Raw genomic sequence first — 18,212 nt, 5'->3', positions numbered from 1 at the left:
AGAATGCCATCGTCGAATAGATGCCAGCGACCTTCAACACGAATAGATTCGTTCGTATCTTTCTTGTGGTATGTACTGCACGAACGGCTCGTCGTCGGGATGTTTCTGTTTGGCCAGGCTTTGCGCAACTGAGGCGTCGCTGGAAGCGAAAATCTCGCCTTCGGACACTGCGATGTATTGACCGCGAAATTGCTCGAAAAACGGTGCTCCGTGCTGGGTAAGCCATTGCCCGTTCCTACGGAACTGCGCCAGCCGCCGGCTGAGTTCTGGGTTCTCTGGTTCCTCAGTTATAATGATCTTGTCGTCCATCCTTACACTCCAACATTCACCATTGAGACGCATAGATGCGGCTCAAGTTCTTGTGCGGGATGTAGCGGACGTGTGGCGCCTCGTCAGGATACTTCTCGTTGACTAGACGTCTAAGCTCTTCCGGCGTATCGGCAACAAACAATTCCTCGCTGGCAGCAGCGACGTAACAACCCCGATAGCGTTCGTACACCTTTAGCTCCCTGACGTGTTCGTTAAACCACAGCAGGTTACGCCTGGCTTTCTCGAACCGAACGGCCAGTTCCGGTGGCATCGGACCTTCTTCGATGATAAGCGGCTCGCTCATATCACGATAATATTCAGGTGTGTCTGCTCAAGTCAATCTGTTGTCTGTTTCCTGGAGGTTCGCGGGGCCGCCGAGTAGTGAACGAAATCGGTCTTGCGCCCCGACTCTTGTCGCGTCTACCGCTTGAGGCATGATCGAACAGTGAGAAATAGCACCACGAATCCGGAAATCATTGCAGCGCTCATCAGCGCCACCGAATACTGATGAAGATCGTTGAACTGCAAGCGGAGTGGGTCAGTCACCGCCACGTCGTCGATGTGTCCGCCCATCGCGGCACGCAGCGAGACCATGCTCGGTGAAATCCAGAACCGCGACAGCGCAGCAGCCGCGATCATTACGAGGACGAGAACACCTTCCAGAGTCTTGCTTGCCCCGCTCAATCGCCTGGCCCGCAATCCGAGCGCCTTTATGAGAATCAGCAGCGGACCGATGATCAGACCGAGCAGTTCGATCTTGCCGATGGTGCTGGTGACCAGCAAGCCGGCCATCTCTCGTGTTGGGAGCACCGCGAACGCGCTTGGCGCTACTGCAAAGCTGAAGAAGATCATCGAGCCTAGCCATACGCCAATCAGCAAGACTTCAGTGAACGCGACAATCTGTTGAGCGACCCCCAACCGGACTGCCGGAGCCACTTCTACGGCGGGTGATGTGGTGATACTGCTGGCCAACTTGAGTACCCTCTCGTTACTGCACGGCGAGTTCTGCTTCCTTCTTCCCATCTTCCGCGGCGATCGGATGATTGTCGAGAAACCGCTCGGCGTCAATCGCAGCCATGCAACCTGTTCCCGCCGCGGTGACAGCCTGGCGGTAGACCGAGTCCTGCGCGTCGCCGCACGCAAACACACCCGGAATGTTCGTGGCCGTCGAACGGTCCCCGGTCTTTATGTAGCCCACTTCATCCATATCGAGCTGCCCCCTGAATAGATCGGTGTTTGGCCGATGGCCAATAGCGATAAACACCCCTCCGGTAGGCAGCACTCGCTCTTCCCCTGTCTTCAAGTTTTTCAACCGCACTCCGGTGACGCCGCCCTCACGCGTTCCGAGTATCTCTTCAACCCCCGTATCCCAAATGAAATCGATCTTTTCATTATTGAAGGCCTTGTCTTGCATGAACTTCGACGCGCGCAAGGAATCGCGCCTATGAGCAACGGTCACCCCGCTGGCAAACTTCGTAAGGAATGTCGCCTCTTCCATCGCGGTGTCGCCGCCGCCGACGACAACCAGCGGCTTGCCCTTGAAGAAGAACCCATCGCAGGTCGCGCAAGCCGAAACGCCGTTGCCGCCGAAGCCGACCGGGGTCGGCGCTTCGCCGGGAATGCCAAGCCACTTCGCCGAAGCACCGGTTGCAATGATCAACGATTCTGCTTTGATTATGTGATCTTCCGTCTCGATAGTGAACGGCCGTTGGCTTAAGTCGGCTTTGCTCACCCAGCTTACAATGAACTCTGTTCCGAACCGTTTAGCCTGCCCGCGAAACTCGTCCATAAGTATGGGACCCATGATCCCGTTCGCAAAGCCCGGATAGTTTTCGACGTCGGTTGTGATCATCAACTGGCCGCCCGGCTCCGGACCTTCAACCACCAGCGGATTGAGGTTCGCTCGAGCGGCGTAGATTGCGGCAGTCAAGCCCGCAGGTCCCGAGCCGAGAATCACGACCTCCTTATGCATCGTCTCTTTCGACATAGATACTCTCCAAACTCCTTTCGAAAGGCAGTAGTCAGTACCGCTAATACCAATGTTCAGCGTTCAAGTGTTCAGAGTTCAAGCTTTAGCTTGCTTAACCTCGAACGAGCAACCTAAAGGTTGAACTCTGAACGTCCATCAGCTTGAACTTGACTCAGCTTCAACGAGACTACCCCTAGCTGGAAGCCGAGCGATTGAGCACGAAATTGGCCATCAGTCTAACCCCAAAACCTGTTGCTCCCTTCGCGATGTAAGGTTTCTCCGTTTCGGTCCACGCCGTCCCGGCTATGTCCAGATGAGCCCACGGAGTTGACCCGGCAAAGTGCTTCAAGAAAAATCCGGCGGTGATCGAGCCGGCAGTTCGATTGCCGACATTCTTCACGTCGGCAATTTCGCTCTTGATCAGTTCGCCGTAGTCATTGTCAAGCGGCAGCGGCCAAACCCGTTCTCCGCACTGTTCGCCCGCCTTGACCAGCTCCTCAATCAGATTCTGATCGGTCCCCATCACCGCCGCACGAACGTCGCCTAGCGCTATTGCGCACGCACCGGTCAGCGTAGCTGCATCGACTAGGCAGGTGGCGCCCCGGCTGATCGCGTAGGTAATCGCGTCGGCGAGGACCAATCGACCCTCGGCATCCGTGTTAACCACTTCGATTGTCTTGCCGCTCAAGCTTCTCACCACGTCGCCCGGTTTGACGGCTCGACCCGAAGGCAGGTTTTCTGACGCGGGCACCAGGCCGATGACTCGCACGTCCGGCCGCAACCGCGCGATCACTTGCATAGCGCCAATCACCGCGGCGCCCCCGCCCATGTCGTATTTCATCTCTTCCATCTTGGCCGCCGGCTTGATGGAGATCCCTCCCGAGTCGAACGTAATTCCTTTGCCCACCAGCGCGATCAACTCGCCGGAAGCGCGGTCGTCTTGCCCGCCGGCTCTTTTGGGCTCGTAGCTCAGCACGATCAGTCGCGCCGGCTCCTGACTGCCCCGCGAGACCGCCAGCAGCGCACCCATCCCGAGCTGCTTCATTTCATCTTCGCCGAGCGCTTCGAACCCGAGCCCCTCGCTTTCGGCCATCTTCTTTGCCCGAAGCGCAAGCTCGCTCGGAGTCATAACGTTCGACGGTTCATAGCCAAGCATCCGGGCGAAGTTCGTCGCCTCGGCCATTGCGATTCCGACTCTGATCGCGCGCTCGAAGTCAGGTGGATCCGGCAATTCGCTTACCACATCGAAGGTCTCTATCACCGCCGCGTCCGCGCCATTGGATCTGTAGAGCTCACCGCTCATCTGACCGATCAGCGCGCCCTCGGCTATAGCGCGCACCAATGCCTCACTCTCGAGCTTGCGGGTAACCAGGAACGCGGCCGAACGAATGCCACGGTGTTTGATCAGAGTTCGGACCGCGGCGCCCGCAAGCCTCTGAACGCTGAGTGAGTCGATTTTCTCGGCGCTGCCGGCTCCATACAGCAGCAGCCGCTTAGTCGAGAACTGGCCGACATTGTGAAGAAGGACCCAACGATCGAGCTTGCCTGTCATCTCACCATCATCGAAGAGCGAGGCGACGGCGCCGCCGGTGAGGTGATCCAATGCCGCTAACGCTGACGCGTTCTCAGCGTCGCGCGGAGATTCGCCCTCGAAAACCGGCACGACGAGTACGTCTTCGCCTATTTCCCCAAGACTGGTGCGGCTGGCGGTGATTTTCATTTGATCTTGGCGGCTCCCTCTTCTGCAACCTTGCGATAGCGAGTCGCGCGCGAAAACTCCGTTGCGCGCGAAGAAACGCATGTGGCTGTCTACAGTGCGCGAATTATCGCTTCAGTAAAATCGAGCGTCGTTGCCTGACCGCCCAGATCGCGCGTCAAGACTTTCCCTTCGGCCAAAACCTTTTCCAGAGCGGCCTGGATCCGCAATGCCCTTTCGCGCTCGTTCAGGTGTTTCAACATCAGGACGGCGCTCTGCAGCAACGCGGTTGGATTGGCAATGCCGCGACCCGCAATGGACGGCGCTGCGCCGTGTACTGCTTCAAACACGGCGATCTCTTCACCAATGTTAGCGCCCGGCGCAACGCCAAGCCCGCCGATCAGTCCCGCTCCCAGGTCCGAGACAATATCGCCATACAGGTTCTCGAGCAGCAACATATCGAATTGAGTCGGGTCGATCACGAGCTGCATGCAGGCATTGTCGACGATCAAATCGTTGGCCTCGATTTCGGGATAATCCTCTGCGACCTCACGGAAACAGCGCAGAAAAAGGCCGTCGGACAGCTTCATTATGTTTGCCTTGTGAATAGCGGTGATCTTCCTGCGCCCTTCGAGCCTGGCGTGCTCGAATGCAAACCTCGCTATGCGGCGGGAGGCCTTGTCGGTGATGATCTTCAGGCTTTCGACTACACCGGGAACGACTTCGTGCTCGAGGCCCGAGTACAAATCTTCGGTATTTTCGCGCACGACGATCAGGTCGACGTTCTCGTAGCGGCTTGGCACGCCTTTGAGCGATTTGATCGGCCGCAGGTTGGCATAGAGATCAAGCGCCTTTCGCAAGCGGACATTCGAGCTGACGAAGCCCGTTCCGATCGGAGTCGCGACCGGTCCCTTCAGCGCGATTTTGTTACGTTTGATCGAGTCGATCAGGTCCTGAGGCAACGGATCGCCAAAGCGCGACAACGCCTCAGCCCCTACAACGAACGTCTCCCATTCCGCTTCAAAGCCAGTGGCTCTCAGTACCGATATGGTCGCGCCTGTGACCTCGGGGCCTATGCCGTCGCCCGGTATAAGCGTGATCTTGTGTTTCAACCTGGATGCCTCCTCAAGGACAGGCCCATCGAGCCCGCCGCAAGCGTGTAATCATATACGACTGGCTTCCGGGCAGACAACCAGAGGAGTCCGGAGTCCGAAGTCCGTAGTCGGTCGTTCGTGACCACTGACTCCTCATAATTGACAAAGGCTCCTACACCTTTGTAGCCTCTAATCAAAGATCGATCCGACACATCGAGTTCACGAGGAGTACACATGTACGAAGTGATGATCGAAGAAGAGTTCTCAGCCGCCCACGCGCTGCGGGGCTACCGTGGCAAGTGCGAAAACATGCACGGCCATAACTGGAAGGTCGAAGTCTACGTGCGCGGCGAGCAGCTGGATCAGGTTGGTATGCTGGTCGACTTCAAGGAGCTCAAAGCCGCGACGCGTCGCGTGATGAAGTACCTCGATCATCAAAACCTCAACGAGCTTAAGCCCTTCGACATCGAGATGAACCCTTCCAGCGAGCATCTCGCCGGCTTCATCCTGCACAAAGTCGCCGAAGAGATCAGCGATGCACGAGTGAAAGTCTACAAGGTGCGAGTTTGGGAAACGCCGTCAACGTGTGCAACGTTCGAACTGAATTGACCCAGAATCAGTTCCTTGGTCAGTAAACTGTTGTCGGTCATCAGTTGATGTGTATGTTTCAAACTGACGACTGACTAACGCTGATGATCTGCATAATACACGGCTACTTACTCGACGGGTCGGGCAGCAATCTGTGGACCCGCCTAATCGTTCAGGCACTCTGCCGCGAAGGCGAGATTGTTCACCTCGTCTGCCAGGAGCCGCATCCCCCATTGTACGACTTCATAGCGGAAAGCTACCGCTATCACCTCGACGGAAGCGTTGAGACAATGTTTCGGCGCGACGTGCCTTACAGTGGCCGGTGCATAATGCACAAGCCGCAGATAGGAGACACGCTGCCGGTCTACGTTTGGGACCACTACGAAGAGTTCTCAAAAGTAGTGCCGATGATCGAACTGCCCGACGAAGCGATCAACTACTACCTTGATCGCAACACCGAAGCGTTGATGAAAATAGTAATCGCGCACAACATAACCGCGATGCATGTGAACCATGCAGTGCTGATGTCTGTGGCGGTCGAGCGCGCGAGCCGGGCGACTTCGATTCCCTTCGCGATAATGCCTCACGGTAGCGACATAGAGTACGCAATAAAGAAAGACGAGCGATTCCTTCGCCTCGCAGTCGCGGCGTTCACGGCTGCAAAGCGCGTCTTTGTTGTGGGCCGCGAGATGCGAGGCCGGGTGAGCAAAGTGTTCGCATCAGTGCCGGACATCGGTTCAAAAATGACCGGGTTAAACCTCGGCGTGGACACCAGCTTGTTTGAGCCGATTCCACGCGAGGGGCGCCAGAGAAACATCAGAGAGATGCTGGAACTGATAGCCCGCCTTCCGCGCGGCAAGTCGGCGGAAATGTCTCGGAAGATGCTTGAAAACCTTCACGGCGATATGAGTATCGACGAGTTGCACGCTGCCATCGCCTCGACGCGCGATTACACCTCGAAGCGGCCCGATTCCGACCTTGAAGCGAAGCTCGCGACAGTTGATTGGGCTAATGACAGAATAATCCTGTTTGTCGGACGATTAATAGGCAGCAAGGGATTGCAATCTATTGTAGCCGCGTTGCCTTTGGTTTTGAGCAAACATCCTAACGCAAGATTGATCGCGGTCGGGCACGGCCCGCTTCGCGAAGCACTAGAAGCTTTCGTTTGGGCATTGCGAAACGGGGAGCTATCGCTTGTCGAAAAAATCGTCGAGTGGGGCAGCGCGTTGGAGGGCTCCGCGCCGAAGCCTTTCACCGAAGCTCGGCGCTTTTACGATCAGCTTGATGAGCGCGGAGAGCTTGATAAGTACTTTGAAGAAGCGCGCCGATTGTCCGCCGACAGAGTAATCTTCACAGGCTACCTGACCCATCGCGAGCTTCGTTATCTCTTCCCTTGCTGCGATGTCGCGATCTTTCCGTCGGTGGTAGCAGAAGCCGGGCCGCTGGTTTTTCTCGAAGCACTAGCATCGGGCAGCTTCCCGCTAGGCACATACTTCGCGGGAATGGCGGCGAGCATTGATTCAATCGCCGACAGCATGCCCGTTGAGGATTCGCAGTTGATGAAGCTGAACGCCGACGAGAATCAAACCGTTGCCGACATCGCGACAAAAGCGACGGCTGCTTTATCGCTCGGGGATAAGCACAAGGCTACGCTGCGAGAAATAGCCAGGTGGCGCTATGATTGGAAGAACATAGCCAGGAAGCTGGCGTTAGAGCTTCGATCACTCACTAATCAATCCTTCTAATTTTGGTGGCGCGTGAACCTGCAAGTTGTGATCTAGGCCTTAATTCAGTCAATGTACGAAGTGATGATCGAATAAGAATTCTCAGCCGCTCATGCGCTGCGGGGCTACCGTGGCAAGTGCGAAAACATGCACGGCCATAACTGGAAGGTCGAAGTCTACGTACGCGGCGAGCACATTGATCAAGTTGGCATGCCGGTTGACTTCAAGGAGGTCAAAGCCGCAACGCGTCGCGTGATGAAGTATCTCGATCATCAAAACCTCAACGGGCTTCAGCCGTTTGACCTTGAGATGAACCCTTCCAGCGAGCATCTGGCCGGCTTCATCCTTCACAAAGTCGCCGAGGAGATTAGCGACGAGCGGGTGAGAGTCTACAAGGTTCGAGTTTGGGAAACGCCATCCACGCGCGCTACTTATGAGGTGAGTGTTTGACCAGGCTCTCCGATGTCGATTTCCGCTGAGTTCCTCTGATTCTGCTCATCCTCTCCGCGAGAATCCTTTGATCTTTCCTTCCCTCTACACGCTCGTGGATCGTTTTCAGGATCGGCTGAAACACTTTGGTTGCTTGAACCATTCTAGTTGGGGACTCCGGTTGACCTGTACGCAGAACATAGACGGCCAGGCTTTTCATCTCCGCTTTGGCAAAACTTAAGAGCGCAACCCCGAGGTTCGGAGTCCGTTCGAGTCTTTCAACGAGCCGCGAGAAAGTTGTTGACAATGTAAGTCAAAACAACCTACACTCGCCGCCTGAGTTTGTAGTAGTTCTAACAACAGGACAGGGCTTGGTCTCGTCTGTTCTGTTCTCACCCATGGAACACTGGTTGTTAATAGCTGAAACGAAGCCGTAAAAGGGATCAGGAGGAGACCTGATGGCAATCGAAGACGGAAGGCTTGAAGTCGCTCTGGCTATCGCGCGAACAAGCGATCTGGTTACAGTTGATACACAAACGGATCCAGTCACAGTGGATCCCGATGACCTGTTTGACCGTACGTTCAACGACAATGGAGTCGGGATAGATGATGACCAGATGGCCGTATTCAAGGCGGAATTGGTGAAACTGTTGAATGAGATTGAGTCCGACATAAATAGAATTCCCGAGAACTCCAATCAGGTGATCGAACAGGTCGCAGAGTTTGTCAGGCTGGCGTTGCTCAATAACTCGGTGAAATGAAGGGCTGAGGTATTTCGATTAGCTCGGCGGGCGAACCCAGATGCGAGGAGAAGACAGGTCTTAGGTACTCGCTTTTGCCAATAGGCACGCATGCTCGCCTCGCAGGGCTATCGTCACCAAACCGGCAGAATCGATCTTGCAGTAACGGGCCGATCAAACAGCTTGTGCCCGGGAGACTTCTCAAAAGGAGATAACGATGCCATATCGTTCGCGCTTTCTCGTAATGTGCTCGGTCTTGTTTTGCCTCATTCATTCATCCGCCTACGCGCAAGCGCCGACCGAAGAGTATAAGATCGCCAACGTAAGCTTCACGAATTTTCCCGCCCAAAAATACATTGACGTCAGATTCTCGGATCGGCTGGATAGGAGACATCCGGAGGATCTCAATTCTCCGAATGTCCAAATTAAATCCGCGCCCAGCAATACGCCGATAACAGCGGTTTCCAGTGTCAGCAGGGATCCGTTCACGCCCAGAAATCTTCGCATCACCCTCTCTGGCAGTCCTGCGATACCGGCTACCGACATTCAAGTTCAGGTCTGCTTTACAAAGCTCAATTTCCTTGATCCTGCCGGTAAGCCGCACGCGACCAGCGCGCAGGTCTGCGGTACAGGCGATATTCTGAATCCCGAGAACATTGCCGCGCAATTGGAGAAGCAGTATGAAGTACTCCTTCAAACCCCAAAGACCTCTACTGAGAAGAATATTTTTGCGAGTGGGTTTGCTGCCAAGGGCGAGGGGAACGACGCTCAGGGCGGTGCGGAAATACATTTGAACAGTAATGATCTGGGTGTGCCAGGCCTGACCGTTGCGATGCACCTGGACAAGACTACGGCCGATAATGCCGATCCTAAGTACTTCCAGAGCGGTATTACCTATCGCTCTAGTTTTCTAATTGGGGCGAAGGGGGCTGATCAAACCAGGGAACAGCTTGCGATTATCCGAAACCCCGCCAGCACACCTCAGCAAATCGAAGAGGCCAAAATCAAAGTCGATGAATTGACTAAACAGCGACAGGCCCAGTTGTGGGGCGCCGTGTTATTGGACGTTGCGAGCAATCTTGAAGGCCAGGCAATGGATCTCGAGGTGACCAACTTCGTAGGTGATGCCACAATCCAGCTAGTCTCGCGCACCAAAACCCTTTTGGGTTCAAAGAAGGGCTTTTGGAAGCTGCGGTTCTTAGGAGGCATGGAGGGCGGAAAGAACCTGAATACAGGGAATGATGCGCAGCAGGCGGGCAGTCCGCAACAAATGCAGGAACTGCAAGATGTAAACTACATCGCGCGATCCAAGTTCGGCGGCGCGCTGACGTTCTTCTACAGCGACCCAGAGACCCGTTTTCCTTTCAAGCGTGTTGAGGCAGATATTCGGGGTGTCGATAGATACCTCTTCCTGTCCGAAGTGAAGTTCGATGAGATGACCAAATTGAATGTTATGACGGACAAGGGACACAAGCCCTGGTTCCAGACCGACCTTAAGTTCTACCTGTCAGATACGCCAACCGGAAGATTAGGGTTCAAGCTTAGTTACAAGCGTGGAAGCCTCCCGCCGGTCTTCGCAAACACCAATAGCTTTCAATTCGGCTTTGTCATCGAGACCGCGGATGATACAGCAAAAACCAGATAGTTCTCGGAGTTAATCCATCGCCGAGAAGAGATGAGGAGTTTGGCAAACACGGTTCGATGTCTGCAACTCGGTGATGGCCGTCCGGCAATAGGAGGATAAGCCGTGGCTCAATCGCTAAACGCTGTCATTGACATATCTCATCACAACGCGAATCCGGATTTTCAACAAGCCGCGGCTGCAGGCATTGTCGGAGTTATCCACAAGGCTACTCAGGGTCTGACTTATAGGGGCCCGATGTACACAACCAATCGCCAGAAGGCGCTGGACGCCGGACTGCTCTGGGGGGCTTACCACTTTGGTGTCGGCGGCGCCGGCGCGGCTCAGGCCGACTTCTTCCTCGCCACTGTCAATCCCGAACCAGACACTCTGATCGTGCTCGACTACGAACCAAATACTCAGGGCGCTACGATGTCGCTCGATGATGCGCGAGCCTTCGTGAGCGAGGTCAACGCCAAAATCGGAAGGTTTTCCGGGCTCTACTCTGGCAGTCTTATCAAAGCGCAACTCGGCAACACCAAAGATCCAATTCTCGCGCAGTGCTTCTTCTGGCTAGCTCAATACGGGCCAACCGCCGTAGTCCCGCCTAACTGGCCGACCTGGACTTTGTGGCAATACACCGACGGAAACCTGGGCCCGCAGCCACACACGGTTCCCGGAATAGGGCCATGCGACAGGGACCAGTTCAACGGCGACATCGACGCTTTGAAGAAACTGTGGGGCCCTGCGGATTTTTGACTGAGGCGTGCTTCGGCGGAGCAACCGTAATTAGCCAATGCTTGTTGAAACATCCCTCGTGGAGGTTAGGAATGACTGGTCAAAACGACAAACTCGAAGCGATGGCAAATAAAAGCGGCTCCCGTGATTCGGAGCCGTCAAACTACGATGTCAAGCAAGTGATCGCAGCAGTACTCGAAGCGCTGGAAAATAAAAGCGGCTTCGGTGATTCCGAGGCGCCAAACCCCGCAATCAAGAAGGTGATCGTAGCGGTTCACGGTATCGGCGATCAGTTCAACTACGAGACAATCCAGACCGTAGCGCATCGTTTCTGCAGCTTTTTCGAATTGCCTACAGCCATTCCCCTGGGAAGCTTTCATGCGAAGCGCGTTGGCGGAACCGGCGCCTTCCTGTTTGAAAGTGACGACTACCCCGAGGGGATTAGACACATAGGCTTTGCAGAAGTGTACTGGGCCGATATCCCGCGAGCGCCAGTCAAGGAAGGACATACTATTGAAGAGTCGAAAAAGTGGGCCCGAACGATAGTCGATCGCCTTCACTTCCGTTGCGCTGCCGGCAACAAGGGTCTGAGTGAAAAAGAGTATGAGAAGGTTAAAAACGTTCTTCAGGAAATGCTTGATACCCTGGCCGTGCTTGAAAGGGTGTGCTCGCTGGCAGAGAAGGGTGGTGTCTTCAAATTTGACCTTAGAAAAATACTTGTAGACTACCTGGCCGACGTTCAGATAGTGACCGAGTATGAGAATTTCCGGGAAGGGATATTGTCACAGTTCTGCAAAGTGATGAAGCGGGTTAGAGAACACTACCCTAACGCCGATATCCATATCGTCTCGCACAGCGAGGGTACCGTCGTGGCATTCATGGGCCTTCTTAGAGCAATGTGCAGACACCACGAGGCGCCCGCTACTTGGGATTGGATCACCAAGGTTCGCGGGTTCTTGACTATCGGTTCGCCCATCGATAAGCATCTGATCCTGTGGCCGGAACTATGGCAAGACTTCGAGAAAGACAGTCCCAAGCCTTACCCCCCCGATCCTCGTATTGAGTGGCGCAATTTCTACGACTATGGAGACCCTGTCGGGTTCGAATTAGAGACAACGCGAGAGTGGTTGAAGCAGAAGACTAAACTCGATGGGGCCTTCAACTTCGACGGCGAAGCTCATGACAAGGGGTTCTACCGTTATTGGTTTCCTGGAAAGGCCCATGTTGACTATTGGGGCGATGAAGCGCTTTTTGGCTACTTCTTCCAGAACGTAGTCGGAGAGAAAGCAGGGACCAGGACCAAAAAGCTGAGGGAGTTCCCCGACCCGCCCAGCAACGCACCAGGGCGCCGTCTGACCACCAAGACAGTCCCATATTTGGTGGTTGCAGCGATCCTGTTCGCGGCGGTCTATGTTCTCTACAAGGCGATAGGGTCGGCCGTTCCCCAACCTCAGGCCGAGTCATCCGGGACCATCTTCAGAAACGTTGTTGGACTTGGCAGTCTGCTGGCCGGCGTGACGCTTGTGGCGAGAATACCTCGACTGACTAACTTGAAGTTCGGACTTCCGGTGGGAGCGTTCGGGTTCGCTGTTTTCGCGGCTATCTACTATTTTCTAATTCCTTTTCAGGAGCCGGCACACCGCTTCTCCGACTTCCCGCGGCTGATCTTCTATTGGCTTGGAATGGATCCATTACTCGCACTCGCCATCGCGATTGTGATCATTGTCTATTGGCTTAACCACTTCCTTCCCAAGCTAGGTTTATACACGCTGTTGCTGCCAGGGTTTCTTGCGGTACTAGGAATGGTTATCTACCGCATAGCGGCGGGTGGAGCGGAAGGCCCAATGTGGCCGGTGGTCTTAGCACTCGCGGGCTTTCTCTATCTCTGGTGGCTCGCGGCGTTGATGTTTGACCTGGTTTTCGTTTGGCACATCTACATACAAAACTCGCAGGCAATGGAACGTCTGCGAGAGATGACCGGTAACAAAACACGGCGCGAGATGAGAGATGCCGCCAAGCCTCAAGCGGCCTGAAAACCCAGTTGCTATAGGAACGTCACTATGTCGAACATTCCCAGGCTTCCCCTTCAACTCTGCCAGGTGTTGGAAGAAGAATATATCAACCTGCACAGCCAGATCGAGGCGAAACCTGAATGGATTTTCAGCGAAGCCCACTTCAAGGGCGCCGGCATAAGGTCCCTGGCATCCAGACTGGCAGGCGCCGATGAGCCTCTAGCTGAGCATATCAAAACGAGAGAGGCATTCAAGAACTTCAAACAGGACCAGGTGATTCCCACACTGAACAAGTTGCTCGAGGATCAAGGGCTCTACTCCGAAAAAGCATTCGCGCAGGTTTCATTGAGGGAAGAGACGCAAGAGTTCGTCAAGCTGGGTCTGGAAGACGGAAGCGGCATCGTCTTTGAAGGCGATGACCTCCTGCACTTTAATCGTTTGCTTCTCGAAGACGCCTATCCCGGCTGGATAAGACGGATTCACGAGATCCGTCTTAGCAGCATAATCGGCCTCATCCACAAGAAAGAGCCTGCCGCGCTTTGCCTTTCCGGCGGAGGCATGCGCAGTGGCAGCTTTGCCCTTGGAATTATTCAAGGACTTGCGCGCCATAACATGCTCAATCAGTTCACCTACTTATCAACAGTCTCGGGCGGCGGCTACATCGGAAGCTGGCTTTCGGCGTGGACACATCGCCATCCCGATGGACTCGCGGGAGTCACCGAAGAACTAAAGCACAATCCAAAGGACTCAAAGATTGAGCCCGACCCGGAGCCCGTTCGCTATCTTCGCAGCTACAGCAATTTCATAACCCCGAAACTTGGCCTCTTGTCAGCAGACGTCTGGGCCTTCGTCGCAGTGTATGCCAGGAACCTGATCCTGAACTGGCTGGTGCTCGTTCCGCTTCTTGTGTCGGTTTTCGCGATTCCGAGACTTGGCGTAGCCGCCGTGCAGGAACAAGCGGCCGGGTGGATGAAATGGGGTTGTTTCGCGCTGGGATCACTTTCAACCGCGTGGGCAATTGCCTACGTGAGCATGAACAGACCAAGCGCGAGTGACTCTCTCAAAGCGCGTGGCGGAGTGTTGCAACGCCGGACAGATCAGCAGAGTTTTCTGATGCTCTGCCTGGTGCCACTCATTTTGTCGGCGATGCTTCTGAGCGCCTTTTGGGCATGGTTTCGTCACTTTCAAGATTCCCAGGAGCACCTGGAGAATCAGATCACTTCGGCATTCGCGGGCTATCTCCCCAATTGGGCGCTATATAGCTGGTTTGTTTTCATGCTCTATGGACTTGCGATTCATCTGGTGGGTTGGGCGATCTACGCAATCTGGTTTCGCAAGTTCAGACGCTCGGACATCGCGACCGTGTTTGTCACGGGACCAGTTGGAGGGTGGCTCCTGTGGCTGATGGCGACGAAGGTGTTGCCGAACCCAGTGCCCAGCCCCAAGGAGGATGCTACTCACCCCGACCCGATCACCGGGCTTTTTGTCTGCTTCGCGCTTCCTCTGTTTATGGCGACCTTTTTTCTCGCGGCCACTTTCTTCGTCGGAATCTCGAGCCGTAAGGGCTGGGGGGGACAAGGAACCGGGAAACGGGGCATGCGCCCAAGCCCCTGGATTAGCAGCCGATTTGCACTCGAGGATGAAGACCGTGAATGGTTGGCCCGTTTTGCCGGCTGGCTGTTAATAGTAATCATGGTCTGGAGCATCGCCAGCCCGCTGGTGATCTTCGGCCCGTTAGCCATACACCGTCTCCCTGAGATCATCGCTTCTGTCGGAGGCATCTCGGCTCTGTTTTCCATATTGGCTGGGCGCAGCGCAAACACTCCGGCAACCAAGGAGAACGCAGCAAAAGGCGGTGTCTATTCGCTGGTGATGCACAATGCTCTATCGCTGGCTGCATTGGTGTTTTTGCTGTTCTTAACCGCATCGCTTTCATTCTTGACTTGTCTGATAATCAAATGGCTTTTTACAAAGGCGCCCATCATCGACATCTCAAAGTGGGGACTCGTAGACCGGGTCACTTCCATGGATTCCGCGAGCATCATCGATCAACTAAAGCCGGCAATATTCAATGACGATTCAGAGCCAGCCGGGCGTGCGAGCCTGATGAAGAACATCTACTATGCGCCATGGTGGATCGTTGCCGGCCTGTCCCTGTTCTTCCTCGGATTCGGTTTGCTAATGTCAAAGATGATCAACCTCAACAAATTCTCTTTGCACGCAGCCTACCGGGATCGCCTGATACGCGCATTCCTGGGAGCGAGTAGAAACAACATCGAGCGAAAGCCCAACGCGTTTACCGGGTTCGATCCATCCGACAATGTGCAGATGCATGAGCTGCGGGTCGGACTGCTCCGCCCGAACAGCTTCCGCGGCCGAGAAGCAGGACTGACGAAATTCGTTTTAAGGTTGCAGGCCGACCGTGTTGGAAATGATCCTCCATCAGAGTTTCTGAGAAGCCGGTTGTCCATAGAAACGGTGGACATGCTGGATAGCTATCAAAGCCCAAAAGTTCCTTCGCCCTCGCTACAGGTGAATCTGATCGAGGACCTCAACCGGATATTGGAAAGCGCGGAGTTTTTTGCGGATGCGGCGTTCGCCAAGTCCGACATGGCTGAAAGGACCCAGAGCCTGTTCCAGCAATTGCCTCTGGCCGAACAGAACGAAGCGGCAGCCAGGGCCATTGAGAACCTGCCCCAGTCGCGGAAGAACGAACACATCAAGGAAGCGGTTGGGCAACTGTTGCGCGGTGACTATCTCATCCTCTTCAATCGGCTGCTACTGGACCAGTTTTTCGCGGAGGAAATAGAACCCTTGCACTATCCGCCCCCGCCATACAGGTTGATGCATGTGGTGAATACTGCGCTCAATCTGGTGAGCGGCGATAAGCTGGCCTGGCAACAGCGAAGGGCTGAGTCCTTTTCCATCTCGCCGCTGCATTGTGGAAGCCTCTACGGCGGTTACCGAAGATCGAGGGAATATGGCGGGCGAGACGGCGTCTCTCTTGGCACGGCGGCGGCAATCTCCGGAGCAGCGGTAAACTCAAACATGGGCTATTACTCGACATCACCCCTGGTCACATTAGTCCTGACTCTTTTCAATGCGCGACTGGGGTGGTGGCTGGGCAACGCCGGACCGGCTGGGCAGGGCTACTACCACCTGGCATACCCAAAATCCGCGGTTTATCCGATCATCGCGGAAGCGTTCGGCTGGACTGATGACAAGAATAACTATGTCCTTCTTTCCGACGGCGGCCACTTCGAGAACCTCGGTCTCTATGAGATGGTGTTGCGCCGCAGCAAGGTGATTGTTGTCGTGGACGGTAGCAGAGACGCCAAAGGCGAGTTCGCCGATCTAGGCAATGCTGTTCGCAAGATACGAATCGATCTTGGAATACCAATTGAATTCGGCCGCGTTCCCATACACACCAGAGATGAGGAGGTCAAAGAAGGCCAGGGCAGGTATTGCGCGGTTGGTCTGATTCGCTATTCGTGCGTCGATAAAGTTGAGGGAAAAGAAGCCGGCGATGGCTTTCTGTTTTACATCAAGCCGGCCTTCTACGGAAACGAGCCGCGCGACATCTTCAACTACGCAAAAACCAACACGGATTTTCCACACGAGTCAACTGCTGACCAGTGGTTTGACGAGCCCCAATTCGAGAGCCACCGGATGCTCGGTTCCTATATCATGGACAAGATATGCGGAGACGACGACGACCCTCTCACGATCAAACAGTTGTTGGGTAAGGCTTACGACCATTCGAAGGGCAAGGAAAAACCGTTACAGCCGCTCATAGACTGGCTCTCAGCTCAAGATTCACCTGGAGATTCAGCTTAGGCCCGAGCCTCATCTTATGCAGCGCCCTTATTTCGGTGAGACTCCGCTACAACGAATCGCGCGCTCGCAACCGCAAGAAGATTCCGTGCTCACATTCTTCAGCCTCCAGTTCCTGTTTCGGCGTGGCGTTCAGAAAACCCGCTGAAATGTTTTCGAGCGATTACCATTTGTAGATGAAAGGAGCTTAAGGCATGTCAGACCAAATAGTCTTTGGTCCTTGGGTTGGAGCCGTCACGGCGACGTCGTCGGTCATTAAAGCCGGGATAGAGAACGGCGCATCGGTGAGATTGCTCGTCAGCGAAAATAGCGACCTGACCGGCGCGCAGTCAATGGCGCCGTCTGGGATCAGCGCCTCACCGGAGATGACTGTCTTCACTTTTGAGGTAGATGGGCTGGACCCGGATCGTGAATATCACTATGCGTTAGAGGTTAACGGGGAGCCCGCTCTCGATAGGCGTGGCCGATTCCGTACGTTTCCACCTCCGGACGCCCCAGCGTCCTTTACTTTCGCCTGCGCAGGCGACGCAAAAGGGGGAGAGACGTTCCGTGCCTACTCAAACCACGAAGTCTTCGACCACATCCGCGGAGAGAATCCACTCTTCTTCCTCCACCTTGGCGATCTACACTATGCAAATATTGGCAGCACCAACGTCGCAGACCACGTGGAGACCTATCGCGAGGTGTTAAACAAGCCGAGGCAGGCCCAACTCTACCGCGAGGTGCCCCTTGCTTACATCTGGGACGATCACGACTTTTGTGGCAACGCTAGCGACGCGCGAGCGGCTGGTCGTAGGGCGGCCCGTCTGGCCTATCAGCGATGCGTGCCGCATTACCCCCTCGCGGAAGGGGAGGGCGACGTCGCCATCTACCAGGCATTCACTGTGGGGCGCGTTCGCGTTCTGGTGACTGACACGCGCTCAATGCGGGCGAACCGCACTGCCACGGACAACTCTGCGAAGACCATGCTCGGAGCGAGACAGAAACAATGGTTGAAGGACGAACTGCTTGCGGGCAAGGATCGTTACCCGCTGCTGGTGTGGGTAAACTCGGTTCCATGGATTGGCGACCCCAACGAAGAAGACGACGACACTGACGCCTGGTACAGTTATTCGACCGAGCGGAGCGAACTCGGCTCTTTCATTGAGGAGAATGATATTCGCAATGTGCTAATGCTGCACGCGGATGCCCATATGATCGCCCTTGATGACGGCTCGAATAATCGCGGTTCGACAGGAGTCGGTGGATTCCCAGTTTTCTGCGCGGCGCCGCTGGACCGTCCCAACAGCCGCAAAGTCAAGGGTGAGCCTTTCAGCCACGGGATTTTTGACCGTCATAAGGGCCAGTATGGGCTGATCACCATCAATGACGAAGGCGGGCCGACAGTGAGCGTTACTATAACCGGCAAGCGCGAGAGCGCTGAATTGGTGTCCCTCCCCTTAGATTTTCCCCGGTGAA

The 18,212-nt window shown here is 55.1% G+C and carries 14 protein-coding genes and 1 pseudogene; 9 read left to right on the top strand and 6 right to left on the bottom strand.

Translation table 11 applies throughout. The features are described 5' to 3' along the window. Positions 1–33 precede the first annotated feature (33 nt). The 6 genes from AABO57_12300 to AABO57_12275 all read right to left on the bottom strand — a co-directional run bounded on the left by AABO57_12300 (position 34) and on the right by AABO57_12275 (position 5,086). Positions 34–309, bottom strand: a complete 276-nt coding sequence (locus AABO57_12300) for a hypothetical protein (protein MEK6286514.1) — start codon at positions 307–309, stop codon at positions 34–36. 16 nt (positions 310–325) lie between these two features. Further along, positions 326–613 carry a hypothetical protein gene (locus AABO57_12295; GenBank protein ID MEK6286513.1) on the bottom strand — a complete coding sequence of 96 codons (288 nt, stop codon included), beginning with the start codon at positions 611–613 and terminating at the stop codon, positions 326–328. A gap of 116 nt (positions 614–729) precedes the next feature. Then, positions 730–1,281, bottom strand: a complete 552-nt coding sequence (locus tag AABO57_12290) for a DUF4149 domain-containing protein (GenBank protein ID MEK6286512.1) — start codon at positions 1,279–1,281, stop codon at positions 730–732. 16 nt (positions 1,282–1,297) lie between these two features. Next, a complete protein-coding gene (trxB, locus tag AABO57_12285) occupies positions 1,298–2,281 on the bottom strand; it encodes a thioredoxin-disulfide reductase (GenBank protein ID MEK6286511.1) in 984 nt (327 codons plus the stop codon). Positions 2,282–2,471: 190 nt separating this feature from the next. Then, positions 2,472–3,998: a leucyl aminopeptidase gene (locus AABO57_12280; GenBank protein ID MEK6286510.1), complete on the bottom strand. Its 1,527-nt coding sequence runs from the start codon at positions 3,996–3,998 to the stop codon at positions 2,472–2,474. A gap of 89 nt (positions 3,999–4,087) precedes the next feature. After that, positions 4,088–5,086, bottom strand: a complete 999-nt coding sequence (locus tag AABO57_12275) for an isocitrate dehydrogenase (NAD(+)) (GenBank protein MEK6286509.1) — start codon at positions 5,084–5,086, stop codon at positions 4,088–4,090. A gap of 216 nt (positions 5,087–5,302) precedes the next feature. Between AABO57_12275 and queD the strand changes: the two genes are divergently transcribed. From queD to AABO57_12230, 9 genes and pseudogenes are all read left to right on the top strand, one after another. Then, positions 5,303–5,677 (top strand): 6-carboxytetrahydropterin synthase QueD, encoded by a 375-nt coding sequence (queD, locus tag AABO57_12270; protein MEK6286508.1) that lies wholly within the window; start codon positions 5,303–5,305, stop codon positions 5,675–5,677. A gap of 83 nt (positions 5,678–5,760) precedes the next feature. Then, a complete protein-coding gene (locus AABO57_12265) occupies positions 5,761–7,401 on the top strand; it encodes a glycosyltransferase (GenBank protein MEK6286507.1) in 1,641 nt (546 codons plus the stop codon). An 87-nt stretch (positions 7,402–7,488) separates the two neighbouring features. Beyond that, positions 7,489–7,830 (top strand): annotated as a pseudogene (locus AABO57_12260) (6-carboxytetrahydropterin synthase). 437 nt (positions 7,831–8,267) lie between these two features. Continuing rightward, on the top strand, positions 8,268–8,570 hold the full coding sequence (locus AABO57_12255; GenBank protein ID MEK6286506.1) for a hypothetical protein: 303 nt from the start codon (positions 8,268–8,270) through the stop codon (positions 8,568–8,570). 235 nt (positions 8,571–8,805) lie between these two features. Beyond that, positions 8,806–10,194: a hypothetical protein gene (locus AABO57_12250; GenBank protein ID MEK6286505.1), complete on the top strand. Its 1,389-nt coding sequence runs from the start codon at positions 8,806–8,808 to the stop codon at positions 10,192–10,194. Positions 10,195–10,296: 102 nt separating this feature from the next. Beyond that, the gene (locus AABO57_12245) at positions 10,297–10,929 is read left to right on the top strand and encodes a glycoside hydrolase family 25 protein (GenBank protein ID MEK6286504.1); all 633 of its coding nucleotides are present in this window, start codon (positions 10,297–10,299) and stop codon (positions 10,927–10,929) included. Between the two features lie 71 nt (positions 10,930–11,000). Beyond that, positions 11,001–12,941, top strand: coding sequence for a hypothetical protein (locus AABO57_12240; protein ID MEK6286503.1), 1,941 nt, complete (start codon positions 11,001–11,003; stop codon positions 12,939–12,941). A gap of 27 nt (positions 12,942–12,968) precedes the next feature. Next, entirely contained in the window at positions 12,969–16,757 is a 3,789-nt protein-coding gene (locus tag AABO57_12235) for a patatin-like phospholipase family protein (protein MEK6286502.1), read from the top strand. Positions 16,758–16,948: 191 nt separating this feature from the next. Then, entirely contained in the window at positions 16,949–18,211 is a 1,263-nt protein-coding gene (locus tag AABO57_12230; protein ID MEK6286501.1) for an alkaline phosphatase D family protein, read from the top strand. The last annotated feature ends 1 nt before the right edge of the window (position 18,212 follow it).

The sequence above is a fragment of the Acidobacteriota bacterium genome, assembly GCA_038040445.1.
Classification (GTDB): domain Bacteria; phylum Acidobacteriota; class Blastocatellia; order UBA7656; family UBA7656; genus Onstottus_A; species Onstottus_A frigus.
Note: the sequence above shows the minus strand (reverse complement) of the source record. Positions and strands in the feature narration are given on the sequence as shown.

What these genes read in the sequence shown, in the direction of transcription:
- AABO57_12230 (MEK6286501.1), top strand. Translation starts at nt 16,949, where the DNA reads ATGTCAGACCAAATAGTCTTTGGTCCTTGGGTTGGAGCCGTCACGGCG.
- AABO57_12295 (MEK6286513.1), bottom strand. Translation starts at nt 613, where the DNA reads ATGAGCGAGCCGCTTATCATCGAAGAAGGTCCGATGCCACCGGAACTG.
- AABO57_12265 (MEK6286507.1), top strand. Translation starts at nt 5,761, where the DNA reads ATGATCTGCATAATACACGGCTACTTACTCGACGGGTCGGGCAGCAAT.
- AABO57_12255 (MEK6286506.1), top strand. Translation starts at nt 8,268, where the DNA reads ATGGCAATCGAAGACGGAAGGCTTGAAGTCGCTCTGGCTATCGCGCGA.
- queD (MEK6286508.1), top strand. Translation starts at nt 5,303, where the DNA reads ATGTACGAAGTGATGATCGAAGAAGAGTTCTCAGCCGCCCACGCGCTG.
- AABO57_12280 (MEK6286510.1), bottom strand. Translation starts at nt 3,998, where the DNA reads ATGAAAATCACCGCCAGCCGCACCAGTCTTGGGGAAATAGGCGAAGAC.
- AABO57_12235 (MEK6286502.1), top strand. Translation starts at nt 12,969, where the DNA reads ATGTCGAACATTCCCAGGCTTCCCCTTCAACTCTGCCAGGTGTTGGAA.
- trxB (MEK6286511.1), bottom strand. Translation starts at nt 2,281, where the DNA reads ATGCATAAGGAGGTCGTGATTCTCGGCTCGGGACCTGCGGGCTTGACT.
- AABO57_12240 (MEK6286503.1), top strand. Translation starts at nt 11,001, where the DNA reads ATGACTGGTCAAAACGACAAACTCGAAGCGATGGCAAATAAAAGCGGC.
- AABO57_12300 (MEK6286514.1), bottom strand. Translation starts at nt 309, where the DNA reads ATGGACGACAAGATCATTATAACTGAGGAACCAGAGAACCCAGAACTC.